11 protein-coding genes are annotated in these 10717 nt (G+C 74.3%); 8 read left to right on the top strand and 3 right to left on the bottom strand.

The genetic code is table 11. The features are described 5' to 3' along the window. Positions 1-125: 125 nt before the first annotated feature. Positions 126-1010 carry a hypothetical protein gene (locus ACWGB8_RS27480; RefSeq protein ID WP_452216297.1) on the bottom strand — a complete coding sequence of 295 codons (885 nt, stop codon included), beginning with the start codon at positions 1008-1010 and terminating at the stop codon, positions 126-128. After that, positions 1007-1324, bottom strand: a complete 318-nt coding sequence (locus ACWGB8_RS27475) for a helix-turn-helix domain-containing protein (protein WP_452216296.1) — start codon at positions 1322-1324, stop codon at positions 1007-1009. Before ACWGB8_RS27475 ends, ACWGB8_RS27480 begins: the two co-directional genes overlap by 4 nt. Positions 1325-1596: 272 nt before the next feature. Here ACWGB8_RS27475 and ACWGB8_RS27470 point away from each other — a divergent pair, with 272 nt between their 5' ends. The 7 genes from ACWGB8_RS27470 to pyrE all read left to right on the top strand — a co-directional run bounded on the left by ACWGB8_RS27470 (position 1597) and on the right by pyrE (position 8476). Next, the gene (locus ACWGB8_RS27470; RefSeq protein WP_452216295.1) at positions 1597-1962 is read left to right on the top strand and encodes a beta/gamma crystallin domain-containing protein; all 366 of its coding nucleotides are present in this window, start codon (positions 1597-1599) and stop codon (positions 1960-1962) included. A 158-nt stretch (positions 1963-2120) separates the two neighbouring features. Next, positions 2121-2678 (top strand): YbjN domain-containing protein, encoded by a 558-nt coding sequence (locus tag ACWGB8_RS27465; RefSeq protein ID WP_452216294.1) that lies wholly within the window; start codon positions 2121-2123, stop codon positions 2676-2678. 103 nt (positions 2679-2781) lie between these two features. Continuing rightward, on the top strand, positions 2782-3975 hold the full coding sequence (locus ACWGB8_RS27460; protein WP_452216293.1) for a pyridoxal phosphate-dependent aminotransferase: 1194 nt from the start codon (positions 2782-2784) through the stop codon (positions 3973-3975). A 454-nt stretch (positions 3976-4429) separates the two neighbouring features. Beyond that, positions 4430-4960 carry a DUF2617 family protein gene (locus tag ACWGB8_RS27455; RefSeq protein WP_452216292.1) on the top strand — a complete coding sequence of 177 codons (531 nt, stop codon included), beginning with the start codon at positions 4430-4432 and terminating at the stop codon, positions 4958-4960. A gap of 109 nt (positions 4961-5069) precedes the next feature. Beyond that, the gene (locus tag ACWGB8_RS27450) at positions 5070-6710 is read left to right on the top strand and encodes a polyamine aminopropyltransferase (RefSeq protein ID WP_452216291.1); all 1641 of its coding nucleotides are present in this window, start codon (positions 5070-5072) and stop codon (positions 6708-6710) included. A 157-nt stretch (positions 6711-6867) separates the two neighbouring features. Next, entirely contained in the window at positions 6868-7875 is a 1008-nt protein-coding gene (locus tag ACWGB8_RS27445) for an SRPBCC domain-containing protein (protein WP_452216290.1), read from the top strand. Between the two features lie 64 nt (positions 7876-7939). Next, positions 7940-8476 carry an orotate phosphoribosyltransferase gene (pyrE, locus tag ACWGB8_RS27440; protein ID WP_452216289.1) on the top strand — a complete coding sequence of 179 codons (537 nt, stop codon included), beginning with the start codon at positions 7940-7942 and terminating at the stop codon, positions 8474-8476. Positions 8477-8594: 118 nt separating this feature from the next. On the opposite strand, the gene ACWGB8_RS27435 is transcribed toward pyrE, so the two are convergent. Further along, positions 8595-9317, bottom strand: a complete 723-nt coding sequence (locus ACWGB8_RS27435; protein ID WP_452216288.1) for a DedA family protein — start codon at positions 9315-9317, stop codon at positions 8595-8597. 318 nt (positions 9318-9635) lie between these two features. On the opposite strand from ACWGB8_RS27435, the gene fbaA reads away from it, so the two are divergent. Then, positions 9636-10658, top strand: coding sequence for a class II fructose-bisphosphate aldolase (gene fbaA / locus ACWGB8_RS27430; RefSeq protein ID WP_452216287.1), 1023 nt, complete (start codon positions 9636-9638; stop codon positions 10656-10658). Positions 10659-10717 lie beyond the last annotated feature (59 nt).

The following is a 10717-nucleotide window of genomic DNA, read 5'->3' as shown; positions in this document are numbered from 1 at the left end:
GGCGCCGGGCTGGCCGTCCGGCCCGGGGGGCCGGTGGAGTTTTCGCGGGGGGGGGGGGGGGGCGGGTGGGCCGCCCGCCGCACGCCCGTCCGCCGCCCGTCCGCACCGCGTGGAGGGCCCGGGGCTCAGCCCTCGGCGACGATCTTCGCCAGCTTCGCCCGGTACGCCTTCCAGCCGTCCCGGTACTCCGCCAGCTTCTCCTGGTTGGCGGCGATCAACTGCTGCTGGTAGCCCGTCAGCGCGGCGAACCAGACGCCCGCCAGATTGCTGCCGGTGGTGCAGGAGGCATCGGCCCGCGCCGCGGCCAGCTCCTCCGCGGTCGGCTCGGGCGTGGCCGCGGCCCGCGCCCGGTACTGCTCGACCAGCCCGCTCGGGGTCACCCCCGGGAACCCCGACCGCGCCATACAGTCCGTCCAGGCCCGGACGGCCTCCAGCACCCGGGCGTCCCGCTCCACCGCCGCCTGCGCCTGCCCGAACAGCCGGCTCACCAGCTCCGACCCGCCCCCGCCGGCCGGCGCCAGCTCGCCGTACGAGTTCTTCACGCACTCCTGCAGGGCCGGCTCCTCGGCCGCGGTGATCGCCCGCCGCGGCGGACCCGGCGCGGCGGGCGGGCGCCCCGGGTGGAAGCCCTGGACGGCGGCCACGCTCTCCGGCAGATAGCCGAACGCGCCGGCCGGCATGGCGTTCACGTCCGCGGGCCGGGTGCCCTCGTCCACCGCGTCCGCCCGGGTGAACGCGGCGAACCCGGCCGCGTGCATGCACCGGGTGATCACCACGCGCATCGCCGCCGTCCGCTCGGCCGCCGCCCCGTCGTCGGATCCGAAGGCGGAGAGCGGCAGTTGCAGCATCCCCTCGCGCCCGGACGGCGGCGCGACGGCCGCTCCCAGCGGCGGCGGGGTGAGCGCGGGGGACACCGCCGCCGTCCCTCCCTGCGACGCACAGCCCGACAGGGCGGCCGCCGCACCGGCACAGGCCAGCACCGCGCCCGCGGCACGCAGGTGCGCCCTCACGCGTCCGCTCCGGCCCGGCCGTCCCGCTCCCTGCGGCCGGCGACCGCCGCGGCCTGCCGCGACCGGTCCCGGCAGGCGCGGGCCAGCCGGTGCAGCTCCGCCCCCTGCTCCTCGGGCAGCTCCCAGGTCCGGGCGAGCAGCCGGAGGGTGGAGATCCGCGGGCACGAGACGCCGTGCTCCAGGTCCCGGATCGACCGGACGCTCAGCCCGGAGGCCTCGCCCAGTTCCTCCTGGGTCATCCCCCGGTCGAGCCGCAGGCTCCGCAACAGCGCGCCCAGGGAGGCGGCCTCCCCGGGCACAGGCCTCTCCACCACAGCGCCCACCCCGATGCACCCCAACTCGTCCACCGGCAGAGGCCTTTGCCCGCCGGGAAGGTTCCGTCGCACGCTAACGGCAACCGATCGGCCCGGCAGCCGAAACACCGCACTCAGTGCGTGACAAGGGTCACTCCCTGCACAGGTTTGATCACCGGCCCCGGCAGTTCCGCCGCCCAACCTCCGGCGAACCTCCTGGTCGCCGCCGCGGGCCGTTGCGAGGATCCCGTCGTCCGCGCCCGCCGAAGCCCGTCGCCGAGTCAAGGAGCACCATGCCCTCCCGCTGGAAGAAGGCCGCGCTCACCTCCGTGGCCGCCGCCTCGCTCGCCCTCGCCCTGCCGGCCGCCGACGCGAGCGCCATCAACCGGGTCGACTGCGCCGGCCGGTGGGACTTCGTGAACGTCCTCTCCGGCGGCAGCCGGGTCTGCTTCGCCAACGACGGCTACCTGGACGTCCAGATCTACGGCGTCAGCGACCTCTACTCGGGCAACAACGACCTCTACTACTACGAGAGCGTCTACGGGCCCTCCGGACCGGGCCACCGGCACATCCCCGCCTGGACCTGGAACAGCAGCTACTACAACGACGGCGGCCAGACCGGCACCCTCCGCTACCTGCAGATCTTCCGCCCGCGCTAGATCCTCCCGGGCCCGCCCCGCCGCCTCCCGGGCCACCCGGGAGGTCGCCGCGGCACGCCCCCGGGCACCCCTGTGAGCCGGGCCCCGAATGAGGCAGGATGGTTCTTGGAAGGGCCGCCTCTCATTGCCGGCCACCATGTGCGCTGAGAAGAGGACCCATGAGCATCGACCCGTCGTCCATCCCGTCGTTCGGCCTCCCCCAGGGCCCCGGCGGCGGCCAGGGCGGGAATCCGGCGGGCCCGCCGCCCATCGTCGTCCCGGACCAGGCGCTGGTCACCCAGCTCCTCGACCAGATGCAGCTGAAGCACGTCGTGGACGAGGAGGGCGACCTCACCGCCCCCTGGGAGGGCTTCCGCGTCTACTACATGTTCCGCGGCGAGCACAAGGAGCTCTTCGCGGTCCGCGCGTTCTACGACCGCCCGTACCCGCTGGAGGACAAGGGCGAGATCCTCGACCTGATCGACGAGTGGAACCGCGAGACCCTCTGGCCCAAGGTCTACACCCACACCCACGAGGACGGCGTGGTCCGCCTGATCGGCGAGGCCCAGATGATCGTCGGCACCGGCGTCAACCTGGACTACTTCGTGACCACCACCGCCAACTGGACCCAGGCCGCCGTCGGCTTCGAGCAGTGGATCTCCGAGCGCCTCGGCCTGCAGAAGGACATCGAGGAGGGCGAGGGCGGCCCCGCCGCCGAGGGCTCCGACGAGAGCTGAGCCCCGCCCCTCCCCGTGCAGCGGCCCGTCCCCGGAGACCCCCGGCGACGGGCCGCAGCCGTCCCCCGGCGGTGCTTGTGGTGCGTGCCCCGACTCCCCCAGGATGGGCCCACGACGAGCCGGGAGGAGCCGGAAATTGGGTACGAGGCCGCTGCTGAACCGCCGCCTGGACGGTCTTGGGACGACGATCTTCGCCGAGATGTCCGCCCTGGCCACCGCCACCGGCTCGATCAACCTGGGCCAGGGCTTCCCGGACACCGACGGACCGGAGGAGATCCGCGAGGCCGCCGTCCGGGCCCTGCGCGAGGGCCGCGGCAACCAGTACCCGCCCGGGCCCGGCATCCCCGAGCTGCGCACCGCGATCGCCGAGCACCAGCAGCGCTTCTACGGCCTCGGGTACGACCCCGACACCGAGGTGCTGGTCACCGCCGGCGCCACCGAGGCCATCGCCGCCGCCCTGCTCGCCCTGCTGGAGCCCGGCGACGAGGTGATCGCCCTCGAACCCTTCTACGACTCGTACGCCGCCTGCATCGCCATGGCCGGCGCCGTCCGCGTGCCGCTCACGCTGCGCGCCCCGGGCTTCCGCCCGGACCTCGACGAGCTGCGCGCGCTGGTCACCCCGCGCACCCGGCTGCTGCTGCTCAACACCCCGCACAACCCGACCGGCGCCGTCCTCTCGGCACAGGAGCTGGCCGCCGTCGCCCGGATCGCCGTCGAACACGACCTGCTGGTCGTCACCGACGAGGTCTACGAGCACCTCGTCTTCGCCGGCGGGCACCACCCGATCGCCGCCCTGCCCGGCATGCGCGAGCGCACCGTCACCATCTCCTCGGCCGGCAAGACCTTCTCCTTCACCGGCTGGAAGGTCGGCTGGATCACCGCCGCCGCCCCGCTGGTCGCCGCCGTCCGCACCGCCAAGCAGTACCTGACGTACGTCAGCGCCGGGCCCTTCCAGTACGCCGTCGCCGAGGCGCTGCGGCTGCCCGACGCGTACTTCACCGGGCTGCGGACGGAGCTGCTGCACAAGCGCGACCTGCTGGCGGACGGGCTGGCCGGGGCCGGGTTCCGGGTCTTCCGGCCGGAGGGCACCTACTTCATCACCACCGACATCACCCCGCTGGGCGAGAAGGACGGCATCGAGTTCTGCCGGCGGCTGCCGGAGCGCTGCGGCGTCGTCGCCATCCCGAACGCGGTCTTCTACGACGACACCGAGGCGGGCCGGCCGCTCGTCCGGTTCACCTTCTGCAAGCGGGCCGAGGTGCTCCGCGAGGCGGTCGACCGGCTCGGGAGGCTCTGAGCCGGCGCGCCCTCCCGGCCGCTCCTGACGGTCGGTCAATTCACCCTGCTGGACTGCCTCCTGGGCAATCCCTCGTGCCCGGTGGGCATGGTCCCGGCCATGCCCACCGGGCACTCCCGTGCCGCCCCCGCACCACCGGCGCAGAGGGCGCACTACCGGCGCGCACGGCGCATGAGACGGTCTCAGGGGCGCGTGCTGTGCAGAGTCGCACAACGGGTCGATCACAGCAGGGAAGCGGGTGTGCTCGAAACGGTGAATGCTTGACAAAGTTGGGTAAATCACCGACGGACCCGGCGTATTCATGCTTCTCTGCTGCTGAATCTCCAGCCGGAATCCTTCCTTCCACGGTCGGCCGCGCCCTGGACCGCACAGCCACGAACAGCCTCGCCAAGGGCCAAGGACTGGTCGGATGCTGCTCGGCGGGCGCGCACGGAGCTGAAACGCGGAGCCGAGCATGCTCACCACACTGCAGACCTCCTACACGGACACCCGCGCCGGTGACCTGGCCTGGTGCCTCGGCGGCGAACCGCTGCCCGCGCTCGCGGTCCGCGACCTGAGACTCGACGGCGCCGACCTGCCCGGCCCGCCCGGCACCCTCCAACTGCGCCTCCTCGGCGCCTCCCACCAGGTGGTGATCGCCGCCGGGCCCGGCGAGTGCCTGGAGACCGTCGCCTGCCTGCCCGGCCGCCGCACCCCGCTGCCCGCCCGGGTCGCCAAGCAGGTCGCCGGCTGGGAGTACGAGTTCGCGGCCCGGATCGAGGCGCTCCCGCCGCACGACTTCGCGGCCCGCGCCCAGGAGCTGCTGGCCCTCGTGGAGGGCCACCCGCGCGGCCTGGCCGGCGTCTTCCCCGGCGACCCCAGCGCCTTCACCGCCCTGGTCACCCAGGGCGGCGCCGACCGGCTGCTCTGGCGCACCTGGCACGCCTACCCGCAGGAGGGCCGGCTGGTCTGCACCCGCTCCTCGCTGGTGGTCCGCCGGGGATGACCACCGGAGCCGCTGAATCGCACGCAGGAACGATCCGTCAATGCGGTAGCCGCCGCTGTCCGCCGAATGGACGCAGCTATCCGCACCGAACGTCGCCTAGCGTTTGTTCGTGATCAACCATCCGGCCGGCCCGCCACCCGCACAGCCGGGACTGGACCTCGACGACGGCAGCGGCCCACCCCGGCTCGGGCGGAGCCTGACCCCCCTGCCCGCCCGCCGTCGGACCCGGCTGCGCGCCCGCCCCCGCCTCGCCCGCCTGACCGTCCTGCTGGCCGCGTTCGTCTGCGCGGCCTGCGGACTCGTCTACGAGCTCGAACTCGTGGCACTCGGCGGCTACCTGCTCGGCGACTCCGTCACCCAGACCTCCGTCGTGCTCTCCGTCATGGTGTTCTCGATGGGCCTGGGCTCCCTGCTCGCCAAGCGGCTCACCCGCCGCCCGGCCACCGCCTTCGCCCTGGTCGAATGCGCCCTCGCGCTCACCGGCGGCCTCTCCGTCCTCGCGCTCTACTCCTGCTGGGCCTGGTTCGGCCGCTCCCAGGGCGCCACGGTCGGCCTCACCTGCCTCATCGGCATCCTCATCGGCGCCGAGATCCCGCTGCTGATGACCCTCGTCCAGCGCATCCGCCGCGAGGACGCCGGCCGCGCCGCCGCCGACCTGTTCGCCGCCGACTACGTGGGCGCCCTGATCGGCGGCCTCGCCTTCCCGTTCGTCATCCTGCCCGCGCTCGGCCAGGCCACCGGCGCCCTGGTCACCGGCGCCGTCAACGCCGTCGCCGGATCCGCCGTGGTGCTCTGGCTCTTCCGCGAGGAACCCGCCCCCCGGACCCGGGCCCTGCTCTGGGTCGGCTGCGGCCTCGTCCTCGCCGTCCTCGCCGCGGCCGCCGCCGGCTCCGACGCCGTCGAACGGGCCGCCCGGCGCGCCCTCTACGGCCCCGACGTCCGCAGCGCCACCCACGGCCGGTACCAGGAGATCGTGCTCACCGGCCCCGTCGACGGGCCGCTGCGGCTCTACCTCGACGGACGGCTCGCCGTCTGCGGCCCCGACGAGCAGCGCGGCAGCGAGGCCCTCGTCCACCCCGCCCTCGCCGCCGGGCCGGACGCCCGGATCCTGCTGCTCGGCGGCGGGGACGGGCTCGCCCTGCGCGAGGTGCTCCGGCACGGCGGCGTCCGCGAGGTCCTCGTCGTCGACCGCGACCCCGCACTCACCCGGCTCGCCCGGACCGACCCCGGCCTCGCCGCCCTCACCGGGCACGCATTCGACGACCCCCGGGTCCACACCGCCGCTGCCGACCCGCTGGAGTGGCTGCGCGACCGCCGGCCCGACGCGGCCGGCTTCGACGCCGTCCTCGCGGACCTCCCGGCACCCTCCGACGGCGGCACCACCACGTACCACTCGCAGGAGTTCTACGGCCTCGCCGGCCGGCTGCTGGCCCCGGGCGGCCGGATCGCCGTCCGGGCCGGCGGCGACGAGGCCGGCCTCTGGCCGGTCGAGGCCGGGCTCCGCGCGGCCGGGCTGCACACCGCCCCGTACGGCGTCCCCGGCGGCGCCACCGCGTCCTGCACCCCGGGCGGGGCGGCCGGGCAGACCTTCCTGCTCGCCGCGGCCGCCCCGCCCGCCCTCGCCCTGGCCGCCGACGCCCCGCCCCCGCGCACCCTCACCCCGGCCGCCCTGCGCACCTCCGCCACCCGCCTGGCGGCCGCCCGGCCCGCCCGGCCCCCGGCCCCGCACACCCTGCTCCGCCCCCGCTGAGGAGCCGGCGGACCGGGCGGAGGGCGGGCCCGGCGGGGGCGGGCGGCGGAAGGCCGGAGGTCCCGGGTGCCGCACCGGGACCCGGGTCGGGCCCCGGTGCGGATCGGGGGCGGGTGGTGGGGGGCTGTGGACGGGGGTGATGGGTAGGCTCCGTGGCATGGAGCATGAGGTTGTCGTCCCGATGCCGGCCGGAGCCGTCCGGCAGGCCCTGCAGGATCCGGCTCTGCTGGCCCGTTGCGTGCCCGGCCTGAGCACCGAACCGGCCGCGGCCGGCCACGGTCCGGCCGAGGAGATCGGCGGGCGGCTCAAGCTGCGGATCGGCGCCTCCACCATCACCTACCGCGGGGTGCTCTCGCTGATCGAGGGCCGCGAAGGGGTGCTGACGGCGCTGGCGGAGGGCCAGGAGGCCCGCGGCAGCGGCGAGGCCACCGCGACCGTCCGGGTGAGCGTCGCGGACGGCGCCGAGGACGGCACGGCGGTGGTCCGCTTCACCGGCGACCTCACCGCCACCGGCCGGCTCGCCGAGTTCGACGACGAGATGCTGGACGCGGCCGGCCGCCGGCTGCTGGACCGCTTCGCCGCCGCACTGGCCGCCCCCGACGGCGCCGAGGACGGGGCGGAGGCGCCGGAGGAGGCCGAGGACGGCCCGGAGACCCCGGGGACCGTGGTGTTCCTGGAGGAGCGCCAGGACGAGCCCGGCGACGACCTGGAGGACGACCTCTCCGAGCTGATCTCCTTCTCCGACGCGGAGGCCGAGCACTTCGGCCTGTCCGCGGCCCGGTCGGACGACGAGCCGGAGGAGGACGCCGGGGAGGCCGGCGAGGACGGCGAGGGGGCCGCCGCGGAGGTCTCCGCCGAGCTGCCGACCGAGCTGCCGTTCGACTACGAGCCGGAGCCGGTGCTGAGCGGACCGGTCCGCCGCAGCATCGTCGGCCGTTCGGCCGAGGAGGTTGACCACGCCCCGCCGCGCGGCCGGTACGCCCCGGCCCTGCCGGCCCGCAGCGCGCGGGCCCGGGCGGCGTCCCGCTGGGGCGGCGAGGCGGGCGGGATCGTGCCGCTGGGCCCCGGCCGGGCGGGCCGCAGTGCGGTGCCGTGGATGATCGGCGGCGGGGTGGCGCTGGTGGGCGGCGCGGTGGTCCTGGTCCGGGTGCTGCGCAAGCGCTGACCTCGCCCGCGGCACGGCGGGCCCGACGGTCCGCCGCCCGGGACAAGCCCTAGACTGGACGCTCATGAGCAACGACCACGACGCCCTGCTGGCACAGATCAAGGACAAGGCCGTCGTGCACGGCAAGGTCACCCTCTCCTCGGGCCTGGAGGCCGACTACTACGTCGACCTCCGCCGGATCACGCTGGACGGCCAGGCCGCCCCGCTGGTCGGCCGGGTGATGCTGGACGCCACCGCGCACCTCGACTACGACGCCGTCGGCGGGCTGACCCTGGGCGCCGACCCGGTGGCCGCCTCGATGCTGCACGCCGCCGCCGCGCGCGGCCGCGAGCTGGACGCGTTCGTGGTCCGCAAGGCGGGCAAGGCGCACGGCCTGCAGCGCCGGATCGAGGGCCCGGACGTGAAGGGCCGCCGGGTGCTGGCGGTCGAGGACACCTCCACCACCGGCGGCTCGGTGCTGACCGCGGTCGAGGCGCTGCGCGAGGCGGGTGCCGAGGTGGTCGGCGTCGCGGTGATCGTGGAGCGCGGTGCCGCTCCGGCGATCGAGGAGGCCGGTCTGCCGTACGTGACCGCCTACACCCTGGACGACCTGGGTCTCTGATCCACCGGACCGCCGGGCGACCCGCCCGGCGGCCGAAACGGCCGGTGCCGGCCCCGTTCCACGTGGAACCGTGGAATCGGAACCGGCACCGGCCGTTCTCCGTACGGGGGTCGTCCGCTCAGCCGCGGCGGTGGCGTCCGCCGGCCTGGACGGCCTCGGCAGCGGCCGCGGCGGCCTCGGCGCCGCCGGCCTTGCGCTTGCGCCGCTCGCGGACCACCTCGAACAGGATCGGCGAGATCGACAGCAGGACGATCAGCAGGATCGCCGGGATCAGGAACTTGTCGATCACCGGGGCGAGCGCGTCGCCGAAGAAGTAGCCGAGCAGCAGCATGGACTCGGTCCACACGATGCCGCCGATGACGTTCCAGACGAAGAAGGTCCTGGCGGACATCCCGAGGGTGCCCGCGACGGGGTTGAGGAAGGTCCGGACGATCGGCATGAAGCGGGCCAGGACGACGGCCTTGCCGGCGCCGAACTTGTTGAAGTACTCCTCGGCCTTCACCACGTAGTCGCGGCGGAAGATCTTCGAATCGGGTTTGTCGAACATCTTCGGCCCGAGCTTGGCCCCGAGCAGGTGCCCGAGCTGGGCGCCGATGATCGCCGCGATCGGCGCGCCGACCAGCAGCACCCCGATCGGCAGCCGGGCGCCGTCGCCGAGCACCGAAGAGGCTGCGCTGGAGGCGGCGACGCCGGCCAGGATCAGCAGCGAGTCACCGGGGAAGAAGAACCCGACCAGCAGGCCGGTCTCCGCGAAGATGATCGCGATCAGCCCGATGGCACCGAGGGACGAGATCAGTGATTTGGCGTCGAGGAGGTTGAGCGCCAGCTGGTTGTAGTCCACGGCCGCAGAATAGCGGTCCTCCCTTACGAGGGGCCTCGCCCGCCAGGAGGAGCGGTTCGTCCACCCTTCGTCGCAGGCCCGCGGCACCCGTCCCGACAGGCGGGCCACATGGTGTGCGAGGGGGGTGGTCTGGGAAGATGACTCCGGCGTCCGGTCCGCGGTCGCTCTCACCCTCATTGTCGTACCGCGGCAGTCGCCGCGAACCTGGTTACCGGCAGGCCGCACCGCAAAGCCGCGCATCGGCCGTCGGACACCCCGGAGTCGTACTCAGCGTCGGACAGGACCGTCCGTACGCCGCAACCCGACAGGAGCATTCGCATGCCCATCGCAACTCCCGAGGTCTACAACGAGATGCTCGACCGGGCCAAGGCGGGCAAGTTCGCCTACCCGGCCATCAACGTCACCTCGTCGCAGACCCTGCACGCCGCCCTGCGCGGCTTCGCCGAGGCCGAGAGCGACGGCATCATCCAGATCTCGACCGGTGGCGCGGAGTTCCTGGGCGGCCAGCACAGCAAGGACATGGTGACCGGCGCCGTCGCGCTCGCCGAGTTCGCCCACATCGTGGCCGCCAAGTACGACGTGACCGTCGCGCTGCACACCGACCACTGCCCGAAGGACAAGCTGGACGGCTACGTCCGCCCGCTGCTGGCGGTCTCCGCCGAGCGCGTCGCGCAGGGCCGCAACCCGCTGTTCCAGTCGCACATGTGGGACGGCTCCGCCGAGACCCTGGCCGACAACCTGGCCATCGCCCAGGAGCTGCTGGCCCAGGCCGCCGCCGCCAAGATCATCCTTGAGGTCGAGATCACCCCGACCGGTGGCGAGGAGGACGGCGTCACCCACGAGATCAACGACGAGCTGTACACCACGGTCAACGACGCCGTCCGCACCGCCGAGGCGCTGGGCCTGGGCGAGCAGGGCCGCTACCTGCTGGCCGCCTCCTTCGGCAACGTGCACGGCGTCTACAAGCCGGGCAACGTCGTCCTGAAGCCGGAGCTGCTGCGCGAGCTGCAGGACGCGATCGGCAAGCAGTACGGCAAGGCCGACCCGTTCGACTTCGTCTTCCACGGCGGCTCGGGCTCCTCCGCCGAGGAGATCGCCACCGCGCTGGAGAACGGCGTCGTGAAGATGAACCTGGACACCGACACCCAGTACGCCTTCACCCGCCCGGTCGCCGCCCACATGTTCCAGAACTACGACGGCGTCCTGAAGGTCGACGGCGAGGTCGGCAAGAAGAACACCTACGACCCGCGCACCTGGGGCAAGCTCGCCGAGGCGGGCATGGCCGGCCGCGTGGCCGAGGCCGCCCAGCAGCTGCGCTCGGCCGGCAACCGCCTGAAGTAGGCCCCGGCGGGCTGCGACCCGCGGACGACGCGTGCCCCCCGGTGGTCATCACCGGGGGG

This window comes from Kitasatospora sp. NPDC054939, assembly GCF_053610105.1.
This window is presented reverse-complemented; position numbering and strand designations above follow the sequence as displayed.

Coding starts and splice junctions, on each gene's coding strand:
- ACWGB8_RS27445 (WP_452216290.1), top strand. CDS start 6,868: ATGGAGCATGAGGTTGTCGTCCCGATGCCGGCCGGAGCCGTCCGGCAG.
- ACWGB8_RS27470 (WP_452216295.1), top strand. CDS start 1,597: ATGCCCTCCCGCTGGAAGAAGGCCGCGCTCACCTCCGTGGCCGCCGCC.
- fbaA (WP_452216287.1), top strand. CDS start 9,636: ATGCCCATCGCAACTCCCGAGGTCTACAACGAGATGCTCGACCGGGCC.
- pyrE (WP_452216289.1), top strand. CDS start 7,940: ATGAGCAACGACCACGACGCCCTGCTGGCACAGATCAAGGACAAGGCC.
- ACWGB8_RS27465 (WP_452216294.1), top strand. CDS start 2,121: ATGAGCATCGACCCGTCGTCCATCCCGTCGTTCGGCCTCCCCCAGGGC.
- ACWGB8_RS27455 (WP_452216292.1), top strand. CDS start 4,430: ATGCTCACCACACTGCAGACCTCCTACACGGACACCCGCGCCGGTGAC.
- ACWGB8_RS27460 (WP_452216293.1), top strand. CDS start 2,782: ATGGGCCCACGACGAGCCGGGAGGAGCCGGAAATTGGGTACGAGGCCG.